This is a genomic window from Pseudomonas sp. HOU2, assembly GCF_040729435.1.
Taxonomy (GTDB): Bacteria; Pseudomonadota; Gammaproteobacteria; order Pseudomonadales; family Pseudomonadaceae; genus Aquipseudomonas.
This window is the reverse complement of record NZ_CP160398.1, coordinates 3,287,844-3,307,484: the sequence shown is the minus strand read 5'-3', so window position 1 is coordinate 3,307,484 and position 19,641 is coordinate 3,287,844. Positions and strand designations below refer to the sequence as shown.

Here is a 19,641-nt window from a genome sequence, read left to right as displayed (position 1 = left end):
CTGCTGTTGAAACTGCTGATTCTCGATCGGGACGGAGTGATCAATTACGACTCCGACGCTTACATCAAGTCGGTGGAGGAGTGGATTCCGCTGCCCGGCTCGATCGAAGCGATTGCGCAGTTGAACAAGGCCGGCTGGACGGTGGCGGTCGCCACCAACCAGTCGGGCATTGCTCGCGGCTATTACGACCTCGCCACCCTCGACGCCATGCACGCGCGCTTGCGCACGCTTGTGGCAGAGCAGGGCGGTGAAGTCGGGCTGATCGTGTATTGCCCGCATGGGCCTGACGAGGGTTGCGATTGCCGCAAGCCGAAGCCGGGGATGTTGCAAACCATCGCGGCGCATTACAACGTGGCGCTGACGAATGTCTGGTTCGTCGGCGACAGCCTTGGTGACCTGGAGGCCGCCAAAGCCGTCGATTCACAGCCCGTTTTGGTAAAGACCGGGAAAGGCGAAAAGACTCTGGGCAAGACCCTTCCGGTCGGCACCCTGATTTTTGACGATCTGGCGGCGATTGCCGCAGAACTTATCCACAACTAGAGTACTTCTGAAGTTCCTGACCAGGGATTGATCGGGAGTGCGCTTGAACAGTCGGGCATTGCCCGTAACGGTAAACGTCGCCATGTCGATACTGCAGGCCATCAGAATTTTTCTCTTTTACCTGCTGCTGGGCACTACTGCCTTGCTGTGGTGCAGCCTGAGCTTTTTTATCGCGCCCTTTTTGCCGTTCAAGGCGCGTTATCGTTTCATCAATGTGTACTGGTGCCGTTGTGCCTTGTGGTTGACCAAGGTGTTTCTCGGCATTCGTTACGAAGTCAAAGGCGCGGAAAACGTGCCGGATCGGCCCTGCGTGATTCAGTCGAACCACCAGAGCACCTGGGAGACGTTCTTTCTCTCCGCTTATTTCTCGCCCTTGAGCCAAGTGCTCAAGCGTGAATTGCTCTACGTACCGTTCTTCGGTTGGGCCATGGCCATGCTGCGGCCGATCGCGATTGACCGCGACAACCCGAAAGCCGCGCTCAAGCAAGTCGCGGCCAAAGGCGATGAGCTGCTTAAGGACAATGTCTGGGTATTGATCTTCCCGGAAGGCACCCGCGTTCCCCACGGCACTATTGGCAAGTTCTCGCGCAGTGGCAGCGCGTTGGCAGTCAATGCGGCGCTTCCGGTGCTGCCGATTGCACACAATGCCGGCAAATTCTGGCCAAAAATCGGCTGGGGCAAGACGCCGGGTGTGATCACCGTGGTCATCGGCAAGCCGATGTATGCCGAAGGCACTGGCCCGCGCGCCATTGCCGAACTGAACGACCGGGTACAGGCCTGGAACGAACAGACCCAGCGCGAAATGGGTTCGCTGCCGCCGGCACCGCAGGCACCTGCCGCGAACGATCATGTAGCTGTCTGAAATTTTGTGGATAACCTGTGTACGGTTTTGTTGAAAAAGCCTGAATATCGAAAGTAACCGATTGATTTACTTATATATTTCTCAAGCTCATAAAACATCGTAAAAGGTGCATAAGTTTTTTTCGGAAGTAAAAAAACCGGCTGATATAGCCGGTTTTTTTGTGCCTGTTCACTCGGCGATCAGCGGTAGCTGCAGCCGGAACGTGGTGCCTTGATCGACGATGCTGTGGCACTCAATGATTCCGCCATGATGATCGACCACTGCCTTGACCATCGACAGCCCCAACCCGACGCCATCAATCCCCTGCGCCGACGAAAAGCGCCGGTACTGGGTGAACAGATCCGGCAGCTCATCGGCGGCAATGCCTTTGCCCTGATCGGTCAATTCACAGCACAGCCACTCGCCCTGGCAACTGACGTTCAACTTGATCGTTGTATCAGGCGGGCTGTACTTGACCGCGTTTTCCAACAGGTTGAACAAGGCGCGGGTCAGCAGGCCTTGGTCAGCGTTGATCAGACGCTCCTGGGATTGTTCATCCATTTGATGAAGCAACTTGATGCTTTTCTGCTGGGCGATGGGCAACGCCTGATCCAGCACGTCCAGTACCAGCATCGCGAACAGACTGGGCTGGAACTGGTAAGCCTCAGACTCGGCCCGCGCCAACAGAACGAAACCGTCAGTCAGATCGAGCGCCCGGCGTACCTGGCGCTCGATCTGCTCGAACAGCGGTGAGTCCGCTCCGGCTTGATGGCGATGCACATCGAGCAGGGCCAAAATCGCCGAATGCGGGGCGCGCAGATCGTGAGATAGAAAACGCAGCAAGACCCCGCGCTGTTCTTCTGCGGCGCGTTCGGCGCTCAGATCGGTGAGGCTCAGCAGCCAGCCGATGGGAGTATCGCCATCCACCGGCAGCAATGCCGCGCGCTCCAGACGCAAGCTGCGTTCCTTGTGATCGCGAAACTCCAGCAGCGTCAGGTCCGACAGCGCCGGGCGTGGTTCTTTGGACAACTCCGGGTAACCAAGGCGGGCCAGTTGCTTGAGAACGTCGTCGCCAACCAGAGGATGATCGAACAATACGCGGGCCTTGCGGTTTCCCAGCAGAATCTGCCCCTTGGGATCGCTGATCAGCGTCGCCACCGGCAGGTATTCCAGACCGTCGGCAATGAAGCGTCGAGTATCGCGCGTGCGGCTCATGGCTTGCTCCAGTGCCATGATCTGGCCCTGCAGCTGATCAGCGCTGGTGAATTGCGCACGACGGCGCTCCGGAAATACTTTCGGCTCGCGGTCCAGTCGCGCCAGCTCCCAGCCAAAGTACGTCAGCACCACGCTCAGGCGCCGCCAGTTCCAGATCAGGTAACCGAACAACATGCCGAGCGCTGCTGGAGTCGGTGACCACCAGTGCCTGACTTCCGCCAGCCCGGCGCTGGTCAGCAGCACACAAGCCACACCGCACGATGTTACCCAGATCGCCCAGCGCGGGCGCCACAGCAGCAATCCGAGTACGCAGGCTACCAGCCCTACCGAAAGCAACGCACTCCAAATCGGTACCACGTCGTGCAGATTGATCTGCGCGCGATACGACAACAAGGCAGTCAGCGGCAACAGCACTAGACTTATCCACACCCACTCACGCACCAGCCGTCGAAACAGGCGCTGGACCTGACTCGGCTCGCGGCTTTCGCGTCGACGCGGGCTATTCATGGCAAACAGGGAGGTGGGCAGTGAATGGTTTCATGGACCACAGGTCTGAGGACGTAGATCCGAAGAATCATAGCGGACGTCGACCGATGATGGACGGCTTACTTTTACCGCACAGGCCAGACCGTTATGGTTGCCGGCCACTGCCCAAGCAACAAGGAACCCACGCGTATGCGCGTTGCGATACTGGACGATGAACCTGCCGAACTGCGGCGGGTCGAGCAAACCCTGCAGCAAATGGCTGCGGAGGGAGATCAACCTTGGTCGTTGCACAGCTTTGAACGGGGCGAGGACCTGCTGCGCCAATTGCGCCGGGACACTTTCGACCTGCTGATCCTCGACTGGCAACTGCCCGACCTGACCGGCCTGGCGCTGCTGCGCTGGACCCGCGAACACATGGAGTCGCCGCCCGCCGCTATCATGCTGACCAGCCGCGACGGCGAAAGCGATATCGTCCAGGCGCTGAACGCCGGTGCCGACGATTACGTCAGCAAACCGTTCCGCCCCAACGAGCTGAAAGCCCGAGTCGCCGCTGTACTGCGCCGGCACAGCCAGCAACGCAATAGCGCTGCCGAAGTCCTGAGCTTCAATGACCTGACCTTCGACGACGCCGAACTGAGCGTCACCCGCGAGGGCAAGGCCGTGGTCATGACGGAGCGTGAATACCGCCTGGCGCGCTGCCTGTTCAGTAACCTGGGTCGGCCGTTGTCGCGAGAGTACTTATACGAACGCTTCTGGCCCCACGAAGAAGTCGCTTCGTCGCGGCCGCTGGATACGCACATCTACCGCCTGCGCAACAAACTGGGGCTGACGGCGGATCGGGGTTGGCAGTTGCTGACGATTTATGGGTATGGGTATCGGTTGGAGAGTGTATCTGCGACAGCTGCTGACAGCATGATGCAGTCGTAAGGTGAATCGACCAGTCAAACTGGTCGATATTTGGCAGCCCGAGAGTGTCAGTTGACCAAAGGTGCACGCCAGTCATCTGAACCCGTCGTGCCGCAAATTTCATGCGTCCAGATGATTTTACGATACGTGAAATGTACGTCTTCCAACTGTGTGAAGTGCGCCATATTCATATCTTGGCAATTCGGCATTCTGGAATTCACTTCCACAATAACGGCGTCTACCAATTCAATACTGAAAAAATGTTCTTGTTTACCTGAAGCGGAAGTTCGATACCAGGCAATATGACAATTGTCCAAGACTTCGCCACTGGTCAAGGCGCTGAATATCAACGGGGATGCCTTGTCGAAAACCTTGGTAACCATGAGCGGCTTATGCACCCGCTGACCGGTGGGTTGGCCGGATTGAGGGTCACGTGGAATGATGATTTGATGGCTGAAAGCTTGTACCAAAATCTGATCTTCGTGCCCTTCCTGGTAGGTATTACCCACTGAATCTGCTGTAAAAGCTCCAGCACTGATTAAACCTTGTCGATTACCATTGATCGTCAAATACGCAGGTGTTGGCATAACTAAGTTCCCTGTTTGATTCTAGACACTGACAATGCTTCACCTGTGCCGTAGGGCAGTTAGCGAAGCGGCTGTAAGATAAATAGAACCGATCCAGATATATGTAGGAAGAGTCTCTCCTCTACGAAGGGATAGTCTTAAAATTTGCAGGATTTAATCCAACAAGAAAGAACCAAAAAAAAGCCAGCGCATAGCGCTGGCTTTTTTTTCGTGCGTTAGCGATGGGACGATGGATCAGAAATCCAGATTCGAAACCGCCAGAGCGTTGCTTTCGATGAAGTCACGGCGAGGTTCGACCGCATCACCCATCAGGGTGTTGAAGATCTGGTCCGCGCCAATGGCGTCTTCGATGGTGACTTTCAGCATGCGACGCACGCTTGGGTCCATGGTGGTTTCCCACAATTGATCCGGGTTCATTTCGCCCAGACCTTTGTAGCGCTGGATGGTGTGGCGTTTGGTGCTTTCGGCCATCAGCCAGTCGAGGGCTTCCTTGAACTCGGTGACCGCTTTCTTGCGCTCGCCACGCTGGATGTACGCGCCTTCGTCGAGCAGGGTGCTCAGTTGAGCGCCGAGGGTGACGACGGTCTTGTAGTCGTTGCTGCCGAAGAAGTCGCGGTTGAAGGTGACGTAGTTCGACAGGCCGTGAGAGATCAGCTCGACCTCTGGCAGCCACACGCCACGTTCACGGTCTTCACGCAGGCTGGCCTTGTAGACCAGGCCCGACTTCTCGACGGTGCGCAGACGCACTTCGTACTGGGCCAGCCAGTCCTGCATCTTGGCGTGGTCGCCGAGCATTTCCAGGCTCACGGCCGGCAGGTAGATGAAGTGTTCGGTCAACTCCTGCGGGTACAGGCGCGACAGACGCTTGAGGGTCTTCATCACCATGCGGAAGTCGTTCACCAGACGCTCCAGCGCTTCACCGGAAATGCCCGGGGCCTCTTCGTTCAGGTGCAGGCTCGCATCTTCCAGGGCCGACTGCGTCATGTACTCTTCCATGGCGTCGTCGTCTTTGATGTATTGCTCTTGCTTGCCTTTCTTGACCTTGTACAGCGGCGGCTGGGCGATGTAGATATAGCCGCGTTCGATCAGCTCCGGCAACTGACGGAAGAAGAAGGTCAGCAGCAGGGTACGGATGTGCGAACCGTCGACGTCAGCATCGGTCATGATGATGATGTTGTGATAGCGCAGCTTGTCGATGTTGTACTCTTCGCGACCGATACCGCAGCCCAGCGCGGTGATCAGCGTGCCCACTTCCTGGGACGAGATCATCTTGTCGAAACGGGCTTTCTCGACGTTGAGGATCTTGCCCTTCAACGGCAGGATCGCCTGGGTCTTGCGGTTACGTCCCTGCTTGGCAGAGCCGCCCGCGGAGTCACCTTCCACAAGGTACAGTTCGGACAGCGCAGGATCTTTTTCCTGGCAGTCAGCGAGCTTGCCCGGCAGGCCGGCGATGTCCAGCGCGCCTTTGCGGCGGGTCATCTCACGGGCCTTGCGCGCCGCTTCACGGGCACGGGCCGCGTCGATCATCTTGCCGACGACCAGCTTGGCTTCGTTCGGGTTTTCCAAAAGGAAGTCGGAGAAGTACTTGCCCATCTCCTGCTCGACCGCGGTCTTCACTTCGGAAGACACCAGCTTGTCTTTGGTCTGCGAGCTGAACTTCGGATCCGGCACTTTCACCGAGATGATCGCGGTCAGACCTTCGCGGGCATCGTCACCGGTAGTCGCGACTTTGTGCTTCTTCGCCAGACCTTCCTGCTCGATATAGTTGTTCAGGTTACGCGTCAGTGCGGAACGGAAACCCACCAGGTGAGTACCGCCGTCGCGCTGTGGAATGTTGTTGGTGAAGCACAACAGGTTCTCGTTGAAGCTGTCGTTCCACTGCAGGGCGATTTCCACGCCGATGCCGTCTTCACGCTGGATGTTGAAGTGGAACACCTGGTTGACCGCAGTCTTGTTGGTGTTCAGGTATTCAACGAACGCACGCAGGCCGCCTTCGTACTTGAACAGCTCCTCCTTGCCGCTGCGCTCATCCTTGAGGACGATGCCGACACCGGAGTTGAGGAAGGACAGTTCACGAATGCGCTTGGCCAGGATGTCCCAGCTGAAGTGAATGTTCTTGAAGGTTTCGCTGGAAGCCTTGAAGTGGATCTGGGTACCGGTGGTTTCGCTGTCGCCGACGATGGCCATCGGTGCCTGAGGTACACCGTGGACGTAGGTCTGTTCCCAGATCTTGCCGCTGCGGCGTACGGTCAGTACCAGCTCTTCGGACAGTGCGTTCACTACCGACACACCTACACCGTGCAGACCGCCGGATACCTTGTAGGAGTTGTCGTCGAACTTACCGCCAGCGTGGAGGACGGTCATGATGACCTCGGCGGCGGAAACGCCTTCCTCTTTGTGCACGTCTACCGGGATGCCACGGCCGTTGTCTTTAACGGTGATGGACTCATCCGGGTGGATGATGATGCTGATGTCGTCGCAATGGCCGGCGAGGGCTTCGTCGATCGAGTTGTCGACCACCTCGAACACCATGTGGTGCAGACCGCTGCCATCGTCGGTGTCACCAATGTACATACCGGGACGTTTGCGTACGGCATCCAGGCCTTTCAGCACTTTAATGCTCGTTGAGTCGTACGTATTTTCTTCGCTCAATGCCTTCACTCCCGATGGTCGTGGGTCTGGGTGATACGGCCCTGTTCCACGTGGAACAGAGCGACTGGCGTTTCCGTCTGCCAGCCTTCCCTCAATAATTCGTGATCTACACAGGTGATGAAAACCTGGCAGCGTAAGTCTTCCAGCAAGCGGCACAGCGCGCGACGGTGGCTCTCGTCCAGCTCGGACGGCAAGTCATCCACCAGATAAATACACTGGCCGCGTCGGGCCTGGCTCACCAGATGCCCTTGGGCAATTCGCAAGGCACAGACCACCAACTTCTGCTGACCCCGGGACAAGATGTCCGCGGCGTTGTGCGCGCCCAATCTAAGGCGCAAGTCAGCGCGTTGCGGTCCGGCCTGGGTATGACCCATTTGCTGGTCCCGTTGCACGGACCCAGCCAATACGGCACTCAATTCGCGGTCCTTGTCCCAGCCTCGGTAATAGCTGAGCGTCAAACCTTCAAGCTCAACCAGTTCGCTCAAGGTTTGTTCAAAGACTGGTTTCAAGGCTTTGATGTAAGCGCGGCGGTATTCATCGATTTCAGCGCTGGCCTGGCACAGTTCCCTGTCCCAAACCGCTTGCGAAACGGCGTCAAGTGTACCATGCCGCAGCCAGGAGTTTCTCTGGCGCAAGGCCTTCTGCAAACGCTGCCAAGTCGCCATGAAACGCGGTTCGACGTGGAACACACCCCAATCGAGAAACTGCCGGCGAATCTTCGGCGCACCTTCGAGCAGGCGGAAGCTGTCGGGGTTGATCAGTTGCAACGGCAGGATCTCGGCCAGTTGCGCAGCGCTGCGGGCGTTCTGCCCGTCGATGCGGATCTGGAACTCGCCCTGACGGTCGCGAGATATCCCCAGTGCACTGTGACCACCCTCGGCCAATTCGACCTGTCCGAATACGGTACAGGCGAGTTGCTCGTACTGGATGACCGGCAACAGCCGCGTGCTACGAAACGAACGGGCAAGCCCCAGCAGATGAATGGCTTCCAGAACACTGGTTTTGCCGCTGCCGTTGGCGCCGTAAAGAATGTTGATGCGGGGGGAGGGGGAGAAGGTCACCGGGTGCAGATTGCGCACCGCGGTGACCGAAACACGACTTAAGGACATCCAGAATCAGCTGATTACAGACGCATCGGCATGACAACATAAGCCGAGTCGTCATTGTCGGACTCTTGCACCAGCGCACTGCTGTTGGAGTCGGACAGGATCAGGCGAACCTGTTCGGTGGTCATCACGCCCAGCACGTCGAGCAGGTAGCTCACGTTGAAGCCGATTTCCAGCGAACCGCCGTTGTATTCAACGCCCACTTCTTCTTCCGCTTCTTCCTGCTCCGGGTTGTTGGCCTGGATCTTCAACTGACCGTTGGCCAGTTGCAGACGGATGCCGCGGTATTTCTCGTTGGACAGGATCGCAGTACGGCTGAACGCTTCACGCAGGGCCTGACGATCGCCCAGTACCAGCTTGTCGCCACCCTTCGGCAGAACGCGCTCATAGTCCGGGAACTTGCCGTCGACCAGCTTCGAGGTGAAGGTGAATTCGCCGGTGGTGGCGCGGATGTGGTGCTGACCCAGAACGATGCTGACGTTGCCATCCGGCTCGGTGAGCAGCCGCGCCAGTTCCAGAATGCCTTTGCGCGGCACGATCACCTGGTGACGATCCGGCTGACCGATATCGGCCTGCATCGAGCACATGGCCAGACGGTGACCGTCGGTAGCCACGGCGCGGATCACACCGGCCGAGACTTCCAGGAGCATGCCGTTGAGGTAGTAGCGCACGTCCTGCTGGGCCATGGCGAAGCTGGTGCGTTCGATCAGACGACGCAGTTTGCTTTGCTCCAGGCTGCAGGTCAGGGAACCCGGGCCTTCTTCAACCGTCGGGAAATCGTTGGCCGGCAGGGTCGACAGGGTGAAACGGCTGCGACCGGCCTTCACGACCAGCTTCTGCTCGTCGACCTTGATGTCGATCAGCGCGTCGTTGGGCAGGCTCTTGCAGATGTCCATCAGCTTGCGCGCAGGCACGGTAATGGAACCGGTTTCGGCCGGCTCTTCGAGTTGCACGCGACCGACCAGTTCGACTTCCAGGTCGGTACCGGTCAGCGACAGTTGCTGGCCATCGACGACCAGCAGCACGTTGGACAGTACCGGCAAGGTCTGTCGGCGCTCGACGACGCCTGCGACCAGTTGCAGGGGTTTCAACAGGGCTTCGCGTTGAATGGTGAAATGCATGGTCTAGTCCCTTGCCTTAATAAGCTGCGCTGGTGTTCATCAAGTGGTCAGTGTACGCAGCAGGTTCTTGTAGTCCTCGCGGATGTCCGCGTCGGATTCCTTAAGTTCGTTGATCTTGCGGCAGGCGTGCAACACCGTCGTGTGGTCACGACCACCAAACACATCGCCGATTTCCGGCAGGCTATGGTTGGTCAGCTCCTTGGACAGCGCCATGGCCACCTGACGCGGACGAGCCACCGAGCGCGAACGGCGCTTGGACAGCAGGTCGGAAATCTTGATCTTGTAGTACTCGGCGACGGTGCGCTGAATGTTATCCACAGAGACCAGTTTGTCCTGCAGTGCCAACAAGTCTTTCAGGGATTCGCGGATCAACTCGATGGTGATGTCGCGGCCCATGAAGTGCGAGTGGGCGATCACGCGTTTCAGCGCGCCTTCCAGCTCACGGACGTTGGAACGAATTCGCTGGGCAATGAAGAACGCCGCGTCGTGAGGCAACTCGACTTTGGCCTGGTCGGCCTTCTTCATCAAGATCGCCACGCGGGTTTCCAGCTCCGGCGGCTCGACGGCAACCGTCAGGCCCCAGCCGAAGCGGGATTTGAGGCGCTCTTCAAGGCCTTCGATTTCTTTAGGGTAGCGGTCACTGGTGAGAATGACCTGCTGGCCCCCTTCAAGCAGGGCGTTGAAGGTGTGGAAAAACTCTTCCTGGGAACGCTCTTTACGGGCGAAGAACTGAATATCGTCGATCAGCAGAGCGTCCACCGAACGGTAGAAACGCTTGAACTCGTTGATCGCGTTCAGCTGCAACGCCTTGACCATGTCGGCCACGAAGCGCTCGGAATGCAGGTACACGACCTTGGCATTCGGGTTCTTCTTTAATAGATGATTACCCACTGCGTGCATCAAGTGGGTTTTACCCAAGCCGACGCCGCCATAAAGGAACAGCGGGTTGTAGCCGTGCTTGGGATTGTCCGCCACCTGCCAGGCCGCCGCGCGGGCGAGCTGGTTGGACTTGCCTTCGACGAAATTCTCGAAGGTGAAGGTACGGTTCAGGTAACTGGTGTGCTTGAGCGCGCCTTCGACCTGAACGGTGCGCTGTTCGGCGCGAACCGGGGCCTGTTGCGAGGCCGCACCGGCCATCGGGTCAAAGCTGTCGCGGGACGGCTCTTCACTGACTTCCTCGGTTTTCTGCGTCGAGCGCTTGGCCGGGGCCGCACTTGGAGCGGGCGCTGGCGTACTGGCCGGCGCGGTATTGGCCTGAGCCTGGGACACCTGCGCAGCGGCCAACGGCGCATTCGGCGCGGCACGCGGTGCCGAACTGCGTTTGCTGCCTATTAATAAGGAAAGAGCTGGCGCCATGCCGTTGCCGTGCTCATCCAGCAGTTCAAGGACGCGACCGAGGTACTTTTCGTTGACCCAGTCCAGCACAAAACGGTTCGGTGCGTAGACGCGCAACTCGTCGCCTTCGGCTTCGACCTGTAGTGGACGGATCCAGGTGTTGAATTGTTGGGCAGGCAGCTCCTCGCGCAAAAGCTCCACGCACTGCTGCCAAAGTTCCACTGACACGGATATCCCCTAAGTTGAAAGCCGGTGAGGCAAAAACAAGCGGCCATTGTAGCGGCGAGCTGTCCACTTATCCACATGCAGGTTGTGTGGTGACCATGATTAATCAATGCGTTAACCGGTAAAAAGGCGACCAACGGCGTGTGCATAAGCTCTGTGGATAACCGCCTCTGAGGGCACTGGACAACTGGGGGTGGAACTCGGTGGATAACCAGCCTGTGGATAACAGGCCATTCCACACACAGGTTATCCGACAGCGCAGCACAGGCTGAACACGGTTTTCCACTGTAGTTGTCATTCTCTGTACATCACGCTCTACAAGGGCTGAAGATGGTTATCCACAGAAGATGGCTGCCCTAGCTTTTACAAGCTTTACAGAAAAGCTTTAAATAATTCCCTTCTTTATTTTTATGTCTGGCAAACAGGTTTTCGGTTCCGGAAGCTCCAGAGATCTATTTATAAGGAAACGCTGGTTGGAAATTGACCTGAAGGCTTGCTTTCTCTAGAATCCCCGGTCTCTTAAAACGGGGGCCATTCCGGCCCGTTGTGGACGAACCAGGTAACACGACATGAAACGTACTTTCCAACCAAGCACTATCAAACGCGCTCGTACCCACGGTTTCCGTGCTCGCATGGCTACCAAGAACGGTCGCGCTGTCCTGTCGCGTCGTCGCGCCAAAGGTCGTGCGCGTCTGGCAGTTTGATAATCCGGTACTGGAGGTGAGTCAGGACTTCAGTCGGGAAAAGCGTCTGCTTACCCCCCGGCATTTCAAGGCAGTCTTTGACTCCCCTACCGGCAAGGTTCCGGGGAAAAATCTCCTGCTCCTTGCGCGCAACAACGATCTTGATCACCCCCGTCTCGGGCTGGTTATCGGGAAAAAGAGCGTAAAGCTCTCCGTCGAGCGCAATCGCCTCAAACGTCTGATGCGCGAATCGTTCCGTCTGCACCAGGATGCTCTGGTCGGCTGGGATATCGTTATCGTCGCGCGCAAAGGTTTGGGCGACGTAGAAAACCCCGAATTGATTCAGCATTTCGGCAAACTCTGGAAGCGTCTGGCCCGTAACAAGCCAGTTCCAGCGGTCAAAACCGAAACTGTAGGGGTAGACAGTCCAGATGCGTAAACTGGCACTCGTTCCGATCCAGTTTTATCGCTACGCCATTAGTCCTTTGATGGCCAGTCACTGTCGTTTCTACCCCAGTTGTTCTTGCTACGCGTATGAAGCCATCGAAAATCATGGCCTTCTGCGCGGTGGCTGGCTGACCTTTCGTCGTTTAGGTCGCTGTCATCCGTGGAATCCCGGTGGTTATGACCCGGTTCCACCTATCCCTACCTCCCGTTCTTCTTCGATGGCCGAGTAATCATGGATATCAAACGCACGATCCTGATCGTCGCCCTGGCAATCGTGTCCTACGTTATGGTTCTTAAATGGAACCAGGACTATGGCCAGGCTGCCCTGCCGACTCAGAATGTTGCTTCCAGTACGACTGCATCCGGTTTGCCGGACACCGTTCCTGGCAATAACGCTTCCGCCAGTGACGATATTCCGCGTGCCGCCAGCGATACCAGCGCACCTGTGGAAACTCCGGTCGCTGCCAGCAAGGATCTGATCCAGGTCAAAACCGACGTGCTCGATCTGGCGATCGATCCACAGGGCGGTGACGTTGCTCAACTGACTTTGCCACTGTATCCACGTCGTCAGGATCGTCCTGATGTGCCGTTTCAGCTGTTCGACAACGGCGGCGAGCGTACTTATCTGGCACAAAGCGGCCTGATCGGCACCAACGGTCCGGACGCTAGCCCGGCCGGTCGTCCGGTTTACGCCTCGGAGAAGAAAAGTTATCAACTGGCTGACGGTCAGGACCAACTGGTCGTCGACCTGAAGTTCAGCAAGGACGGCGTCAACTACATCAAGCGTTTCACCCTGAAACGCGGCCTGTATGACGTGACCGTGACCTACCTTGTGGATAACCAGAGCGCGCAGCCTTGGTCGGGTTCGATGTTCGCCCAACTGAAGCGCGATGCAAGTGCCGACCCTTCGTCGACCACTGCCACCGGCACCGCGACTTACCTGGGCGCAGCCCTGTGGACAAGTTCCGAGCCGTACAAGAAAGTGTCCATGAAAGACATGGACAAAGGTCAGCTCAAGGAAACCGTCACCGGTGGCTGGGTAGCCTGGCTGCAACACTACTTCGTGACTGCATGGGTTGCGCCGAAGGGCGAAAACAACATCGTTCAGACGCGTAAGGACAGCAAGGGCAACTACATCATCGGTTACACCGGTCCTTCATTGACCGCTGCACCGGGCGCGAAAGTTGAAACCAGCGCCATTCTGTACGCCGGTCCGAAAAGCCAGGCTGTACTGAAACAGTTGTCCCCAGGTCTGGAACTGACCGTCGACTACGGCATTCTGTGGTTCATCGCCCAGCCAATCTTCTGGTTGCTGCAACACATCCACGCGATTGTGGGTAACTGGGGCTGGTCGATCATCTTCCTGACCATGCTGATCAAAGGGATCTTCTTCCCGCTGTCGGCTGCCAGCTACAAATCCATGGCGCGCATGCGTGCCGTTGCGCCGAAACTGGCTGCACTGAAAGAGCAACATGGCGATGACCGGCAGAAAATGTCGCAAGCCATGATGGAGCTGTACAAGAAAGAGAAGATCAACCCGCTGGGCGGCTGCTTGCCGATCCTCGTGCAGATGCCGGTTTTCCTTTCGCTGTACTGGGTTCTGCTGGAAAGCGTGGAAATGCGCCAAGCGCCATTCATGCTGTGGATCACTGACCTGTCGATCAAAGATCCGTTCTTCATCCTGCCGATCATCATGGGCGCGACCATGTTCATCCAGCAGCGTCTGAACCCGACTCCACCGGATCCGATGCAGGCGAAGGTCATGAAAATGATGCCAATCATCTTCACCTTCTTCTTCCTCTGGTTCCCTGCAGGTCTGGTGCTGTACTGGGTTGTGAACAACTGCCTGTCGATTGCCCAACAGTGGTACATCACGCGTAAGATCGAAGCGGCGACGAAAAAAGCCGAGGCGTAACTTACTCTGTGGATAACACCACTCAAAACGCCCCCTAGTGGGGCGTTTTGCTATCTGCCACTTTTGTCTGGATTCCGGTTTATGAGCGCACCTCGTGAAACCATCGCCGCTGTCGCCACCGCTCAAGGTCGCGGTGGTGTCGGCATCGTCCGTATTTCCGGGCCATTGGCCAGCGTTGCGGCCAAAACAATCAGCGGCCGCGAACTGAAACCGCGTTACGCGCATTACGGTCCGTTTTTCAGTGCTGATCAGCAGGTGCTGGACGAAGGTCTGGCCCTGTATTTCCCGGGACCGAACTCGTTCACCGGCGAAGACGTGCTGGAGTTGCAGGGGCACGGTGGCCCGATCGTTCTCGACATGCTGCTCAAGCGTTGCCTGGAACTGGGTTGCCGTCTGGCTCGCCCGGGTGAATTCAGCGAGCGCGCGTTCCTCAATGATAAACTCGACCTGGCTCAGGCCGAGGCGATCGCCGACCTGATCGAAGCCAGTTCTGCACAGGCTGCACGCAATGCCTTGCGCTCCCTGCAGGGGGCGTTTTCTCAGCGTGTGCATAACCTCACCGAACAACTGATCAGCCTGCGCATCTACGTCGAAGCCGCCATCGACTTCCCGGAAGAGGAAATCGATTTCCTGGCCGACGGTCACGTGCTGAGCATGCTCGACAAGGTGCGTGAAGAGTTATCCACCGTGCTGCGTGAAGCCGGGCAGGGTGCCTTGTTACGTGATGGCATGACGGTGGTGATTGCCGGTCGTCCGAATGCCGGCAAGTCCAGTCTGTTGAATGCCCTGGCCGGCCGCGAAGCCGCGATCGTCACCGAGATTGCCGGCACCACCCGGGATATCCTGCGCGAACATATCCACATCGACGGCATGCCGTTGCACGTGGTGGACACCGCCGGTCTGCGCGACACCGACGATCATGTGGAAAAGATCGGCGTCGAGCGGGCGTTGAAAGCGATTACTGAAGCGGATCGGGTGCTGCTGGTAGTCGATGCCACCGCGCCGGAAGCTGCAGATCCGTTTGCTCTGTGGCCGGAATTCCTCGAAACCCGTCCGGATCCGGCGAAAGTCACCTTGATCCGCAACAAGGCTGACCTGACAGGTGAGGCAATTGCCCTGGAAGTCAGCGACGATGGCCACGTGACCATCAGCCTTAGCGCCAAATCCGCCGGCGATGGTCTGGAGTTGCTGCGCGAACACCTCAAGGCCTGCATGGGCTATGAGCAAACCTCGGAAAGCAGCTTTAGTGCCCGTCGGCGTCATCTGGAGGCTCTGCGCCACGCCAGTGCAGCGCTGGAACATGGTCGCGCACAGCTGACGTTGGCCGGCGCAGGAGAGCTGCTGGCTGAGGATTTGCGTCAGGCGCAGCACTCTCTTGGGGAAATCACCGGAGCATTCAGTTCCGATGACCTGCTTGGCCGGATCTTCTCCAGCTTCTGCATCGGTAAATGACTAGAGGGGCTGTGGACATTTATCCACAGCCCCTTTTCGTTTCACCAATTGTAAGACACCGTACCGAGCAAAGTGCGATCTTCGCCCCAGTAGCAACGCCCAGCATCGTTGCATCCCGACACATATTCCTTGTCGAACAGGTTCTTGGCATTCAGGTCGACACTCCAGTGCGAATCGATTTGAAAGCCGATCGCCGCATCTACCAGCGTGACGTCGCCGGCATCCAGCTTCCCGTACAGCGAAGGCGAGGTGTAGGCGAAGGCACTGTCGAAGTAACGCACGCCACCACCCACGTACAAACCTTTCAAATCGCCATCGAGGAAACGGTACTTGGCCCAGACCGACGCCTGATTACGAGGCACGCCGGTCATCTGGTGGCCTTTGACCAACGAGGTCGCCGCGTCCTTGGTAATCCGCGCGTCGGTGTAGGTGTACGCCGCTGTCACATTGAGGTTCTGGGTCAGATTGCTGTTGAGTTCCAGCTCCACACCTTTGGAACGGCTTTCGCCGACCTGGCGATAGGTCGACGTGGTCGAGTCGAAGTAGGTGTCGTCCTTTTTGCGCAGGTCATATACCGACGCGGTGAACGCGGTATCCCAGCCGATCGGTTCGTACTTGAGGCCCACTTCGTATTGGCTGCTGGTGATCGGATCGAGCGGCGCGCCGGCATTGGATATCTGCTGCACCGGTACGAATGAGGTGGAATAGCTGACATACGGCGTCATGCCGTTGTCGAACTGGTACATCACGCCGCTCTGGTAGGTGAACTTCTTGTCCTCGGAACTGATGTCACTGCCCTTGGCCACCTTGTCGCGGAAGTCACTGTCGACCCAGTCCTGACGACCGCCAAGCAGGAACAGCCAGTGGTCATACTTGCTCTGGAGCTGTGCATAAACACCTTTCATCTGCTGCTCAAGCAAGGTGTTCTGCACCGCAATCGGTGTAGTCGGATCGCGCAAGTAAACCGGGTTGTAGATATCGATCGGCCCGACGATGCCGGCATTCCAGTCCTGATTGAACGAAGTGCGGTCGTAGCTGGCGCCGAACAGCATGGTGTTTTCCAGCTCGCCGACCTGGAATTTGCCTTCCAGTTGGTTATCCAGCGAATACACCATGGATTTGTTGAAGCGATCGTACGCGGTCATGTTCAGGCGCGTGCCGAAGCCTGCGTTATTGAGGTTGCCCGGCCAGGTTTCATGGCGGGTGATGCGCGACTGCATGTAGCGCGAGTTCTGCCGGAACTGCCAGTCATCGTTGAAGGAATGGCTGAACTCATAACCGGTGCTCCAGGTTTCCCGTTCGAAAGTGTTCCAGTCCGGATCGCCGAGCATGGTGCCTTTGGATAGCTTGCCGTTGTGATTGCTCAGCAAGGTGCCGGCCGCCGGCAGACCCAGTTCCATATTGGTGTGATCTTTCTGGTAGTTGGCCAACAGGGTCAGGGTGTTGAAGTCGTCGAAATTCAGGGTCAGCGACGGGGCGATGTAAATGCGGTCATCCGGTACGTGATCAGTCTGGGTGTCCGACTTGCGCCCGAGCATCACCACTCGCCCCAGCACATTGCCGCTGTCGTTGAGTGGCCCGGACACATCGACGCCGATCTGCCGGCGATTATTTGAGCCATAACCCAGTTGCACTTCGCCACGAGGAACTGCGGTCGGCCGTTTACTCACCAGATTCACCAGGCCGCCCGGGGCGTTTTCCCCATAGAGCAAGGACGATGGTCCACGAAAAATTTCCACGCGCTCCAAACCGTAAGGCTCGGTGCTGGTGTCATAACGGTTGCCCTGTACACGCAGTCCATCGCGCAACAGGCCGTAGCCGTAATCGGTGGCGTTGAAACCACGAATGAAAAACAGATCGCCGGCCAGGCTGTCGCCCGCTGCAAACGGTGGGGCGAAGATGCCGGGAACGTAGCCGAGTACCTCGGTGAGCGTCTGAGATTTCTGATCTTTCATGCGCTGGGCGGTCACCACCGATACCGAACGCGGCGTTTCCGACAACGGCGTGCTGGTTTTCGTACCGATCCGGCTGTTCTGCACCTTGTAGCCGACGTCGGCGGCGTAATCCAGATCCATCGGATTGGCCAATTGCCCGTTGATGTTGGTCGGGGCCAGCTCCAGCAAATCATCATTGGGCATCGCCTGCAGAATGTAGCTACCCGGCGCTTGCGGTACGGCTTGCAAACCTGAGCCTTGCAGCAGTTGGGCGAATCCCTGTTCGACGGTGAAGTTGCCGTTCAGTCCGGTACTGCGTAAACGGCTGGTCTGCTGCGGCGAGAACGACAGAATCACGTTTGCAGTGGAGGCGAATTGGCTCAAAGCACTGTCCAGCGGGCCGGCAGCAATGGTGTAGCGCTGCGCGACCGTTGCCGCGAAGGCGTTATGGGTCATTACCAGGCAGGACGCGGCACTGGTCATCAGTAGGCTGTAGGCAATGCAGTGGTGGGAAAAACGCTGACGGAACGTGGGAAGACGCATGTGTGGATAAGCCCTGAAGGTGGCGAAGAGCCGCGTTTATCGCGATTACCTGTAGGGCCGGGTCAGGACAAAAAAAGATAACCCTGCTTTTGATTTTTTTCCCCAGGAAATTTTCAATCAGACGCTATGACTGATCGAGACCCAGTAACGGGTGAAGTAGCGGACGTTAATCGGTAACGAGGCCTGAAGATTGGCCAGCACGGCATCAGTGGAATCGAGCCGAAAGGTGCCGGATACCCTTAGATCCCGGGCACGACTATCGCAGTGCAGAACACCGCTGCGATAACGCCCCAGCTCTTCGATTACCTCGCCCAGCCGCGCATCCAGCACAATCAGCTGGCCGTTGGTCCAGGCCACTGCCGAGGATTTAAAGGGGTAAAGGACCCCGATATGCCGACTATCGAAATCCGCACCTTCGCCTGCTTTCAGGATCATCGCGCTCGTTGATTGATCAGCGGGTTGCACGCTGACCCGATCTTCCAGCACGCCGACCCGCGTTGAGCCCGACAACTTATGCACAGAAAAACGGGTACCCAACGCTTGAATCCGACCGTCCCGGGTTTCGACCAAAAACGGCCGCTGATCGCCGAGCTTGCCTGTCTGAATGAGGATTTCACCCGAGCGCAAACGAATCAGCCGTTGCGTTGCGTCGAAAGACACATCGATGGCCGTATCGGTATTGAGCTGGATCTGGCTGCCATCCGCCAATGAGATGTTACGACGCTGGCCAACGCCGGTTTTGTAATCAGCCCAGGCATTTCCGAGGGAGGTATGTTGTTGGGCGTTCCAGCCAAGGATCCCCGTCCCTGTCGCGAGCAGCAACAATTTCAGGATCTGGCGCCTTTGTTGGCCGGTATTCAGTGCGCGACGTTTCAAATCCAGCGGCAAAGTGCCGAGCTGACGCTGCAGTTGTTCCATCTGGTTCCAGGCCGCCAGATGCGCTGGATCGCTATCTATCCACAGCTGCCAGGCTTTTTGATCGGCGAGGGTCGGCGGATCGGCCTGAAACTGCACGTACCAACTGGCAGCCGCTTCGAAAACCTTGCGGTTTGGTGCAGTGGCCATCAACGCTGCGCCATGATCAGGGCACATTCCGTCAGGGCGCGGATCATGTGCTTCTTTACTGTGGTCAGGGAAACCTGCAACTGCGCAGCGATCTGTTGATAGGTCAGACCGTCGATCTGCGAAAGCATGAAGATCTTCTGGGTTCGCGCGCCCAGACCGGCCAAGGCTTTATCCACAGCGATCAGGGTTTCGATGATCAGCGCCTTGTCTTCTTCGCTGATGGCGGTGGCTTCTGGTCGAGCAGCCAAGGTCTGCAAGTAGGCAACTTCGATGGCCTGTCTTCGATAGCGATCAATGACGAGGCCACGTGCAATGGTCGCCAGATAATCCCGCGGTTCGCGAATCTGCGACGCATTACGTGCCGCGAGGATCCGCACGAAAGTGTCATGCGCGACATCGGCAGCATCGCAGGCGTCGTGCAGTTTGCCTTTCAGCCATCCATACAGCCACGAATGGTGTTGCTCGTAGATTTGCTCGATCGCAGCATGATGGGCGGGTAGGGACATGGGAGAAACTGACGAGTTAATGATAATGGCTATTATTAGCCTCTGTTACGTTCTCTCACAATAGCCCTGTCACATCCCTCTA

Annotated in this window: 17 protein-coding genes; 8 read left to right on the top strand and 9 right to left on the bottom strand. The window is 57.5% G+C overall.

The window, feature by feature from the left end; genetic code table 11:
* Positions 1 to 540, top strand: a complete 540-nt coding sequence (gene gmhB, locus ABV589_RS14920; protein WP_367086204.1) for a D-glycero-beta-D-manno-heptose 1,7-bisphosphate 7-phosphatase — start codon at positions 1 to 3, stop codon at positions 538 to 540.
* 82 nt (positions 541 to 622) lie between these two features.
* A complete protein-coding gene (locus ABV589_RS14915; RefSeq protein WP_367082216.1) occupies positions 623 to 1,402 on the top strand; it encodes a lysophospholipid acyltransferase family protein in 780 nt (259 codons plus the stop codon).
* A 168-nt stretch (positions 1,403 to 1,570) separates the two neighbouring features.
* Here ABV589_RS14915 and ABV589_RS14910 read toward each other — a convergent pair whose 3' ends face one another.
* Positions 1,571 to 3,103, bottom strand: coding sequence for an ATP-binding protein (locus ABV589_RS14910; protein WP_367082215.1), 1,533 nt, complete (start codon positions 3,101 to 3,103; stop codon positions 1,571 to 1,573).
* Positions 3,104 to 3,271: 168 nt separating this feature from the next.
* On the opposite strand from ABV589_RS14910, the gene ABV589_RS14905 reads away from it, so the two are divergent.
* A complete protein-coding gene (locus tag ABV589_RS14905) occupies positions 3,272 to 4,009 on the top strand; it encodes a response regulator transcription factor (protein ID WP_367082213.1) in 738 nt (245 codons plus the stop codon).
* Between the two features lie 47 nt (positions 4,010 to 4,056).
* Here the strand turns inward: ABV589_RS14905 and ABV589_RS14900 are convergent, their stop codons facing one another.
* From ABV589_RS14900 to dnaA, 5 genes are all read right to left on the bottom strand, one after another.
* Entirely contained in the window at positions 4,057 to 4,575 is a 519-nt protein-coding gene (locus ABV589_RS14900; RefSeq protein ID WP_007960762.1) for an Hcp family type VI secretion system effector, read from the bottom strand.
* Between the two features lie 234 nt (positions 4,576 to 4,809).
* Positions 4,810 to 7,227: a DNA topoisomerase (ATP-hydrolyzing) subunit B gene (gyrB, locus tag ABV589_RS14895; RefSeq protein ID WP_007960764.1), complete on the bottom strand. Its 2,418-nt coding sequence runs from the start codon at positions 7,225 to 7,227 to the stop codon at positions 4,810 to 4,812.
* A gap of 5 nt (positions 7,228 to 7,232) precedes the next feature.
* Entirely contained in the window at positions 7,233 to 8,336 is a 1,104-nt protein-coding gene (recF, locus tag ABV589_RS14890; protein WP_003220208.1) for a DNA replication/repair protein RecF, read from the bottom strand.
* Between the two features lie 14 nt (positions 8,337 to 8,350).
* Positions 8,351 to 9,454 carry a DNA polymerase III subunit beta gene (gene dnaN / locus ABV589_RS14885; protein ID WP_003220202.1) on the bottom strand — a complete coding sequence of 368 codons (1,104 nt, stop codon included), beginning with the start codon at positions 9,452 to 9,454 and terminating at the stop codon, positions 8,351 to 8,353.
* 39 nt (positions 9,455 to 9,493) lie between these two features.
* On the bottom strand, positions 9,494 to 11,017 hold the full coding sequence (dnaA, locus tag ABV589_RS14880; RefSeq protein ID WP_367082210.1) for a chromosomal replication initiator protein DnaA: 1,524 nt from the start codon (positions 11,015 to 11,017) through the stop codon (positions 9,494 to 9,496).
* Between the two features lie 566 nt (positions 11,018 to 11,583).
* Between dnaA and rpmH the strand changes: the two genes are divergently transcribed.
* From rpmH to mnmE, 5 genes are all read left to right on the top strand, one after another.
* Entirely contained in the window at positions 11,584 to 11,718 is a 135-nt protein-coding gene (gene rpmH / locus ABV589_RS14875) for a 50S ribosomal protein L34 (protein ID WP_003213577.1), read from the top strand.
* Between the two features lie 16 nt (positions 11,719 to 11,734).
* Complete coding sequence (gene rnpA, locus ABV589_RS14870; protein WP_202962695.1) at positions 11,735 to 12,136, top strand: ribonuclease P protein component; 402 nt, start codon at positions 11,735 to 11,737, stop codon at positions 12,134 to 12,136.
* Positions 12,129 to 12,374: a membrane protein insertion efficiency factor YidD gene (yidD, locus tag ABV589_RS14865; protein ID WP_010465488.1), complete on the top strand. Its 246-nt coding sequence runs from the start codon at positions 12,129 to 12,131 to the stop codon at positions 12,372 to 12,374. The genes rnpA and yidD overlap by 8 nt, the downstream gene beginning before the upstream one ends.
* 2 nt (positions 12,375 to 12,376) lie before the next feature.
* Entirely contained in the window at positions 12,377 to 14,059 is a 1,683-nt protein-coding gene (yidC, locus tag ABV589_RS14860) for a membrane protein insertase YidC (protein ID WP_027610285.1), read from the top strand.
* Between the two features lie 81 nt (positions 14,060 to 14,140).
* Positions 14,141 to 15,511, top strand: a complete 1,371-nt coding sequence (mnmE, locus tag ABV589_RS14855; RefSeq protein WP_367082208.1) for a tRNA uridine-5-carboxymethylaminomethyl(34) synthesis GTPase MnmE — start codon at positions 14,141 to 14,143, stop codon at positions 15,509 to 15,511.
* Between the two features lie 41 nt (positions 15,512 to 15,552).
* Here mnmE and ABV589_RS14850 read toward each other — a convergent pair whose 3' ends face one another.
* The 3 genes from ABV589_RS14850 to ABV589_RS14840 form a co-directional block, all read right to left on the bottom strand.
* Positions 15,553 to 17,988 (bottom strand): TonB-dependent siderophore receptor, encoded by a 2,436-nt coding sequence (locus tag ABV589_RS14850; RefSeq protein ID WP_367082206.1) that lies wholly within the window; start codon positions 17,986 to 17,988, stop codon positions 15,553 to 15,555.
* 117 nt (positions 17,989 to 18,105) lie between these two features.
* Positions 18,106 to 19,053 (bottom strand): FecR domain-containing protein, encoded by a 948-nt coding sequence (locus ABV589_RS14845; RefSeq protein WP_367082205.1) that lies wholly within the window; start codon positions 19,051 to 19,053, stop codon positions 18,106 to 18,108.
* The gene (locus ABV589_RS14840; RefSeq protein WP_097090232.1) at positions 19,053 to 19,559 is read right to left on the bottom strand and encodes a sigma-70 family RNA polymerase sigma factor; all 507 of its coding nucleotides are present in this window, start codon (positions 19,557 to 19,559) and stop codon (positions 19,053 to 19,055) included. The genes ABV589_RS14845 and ABV589_RS14840 overlap by 1 nt, the downstream gene beginning before the upstream one ends.
* Positions 19,560 to 19,641: the final 82 nt, after the last annotated feature.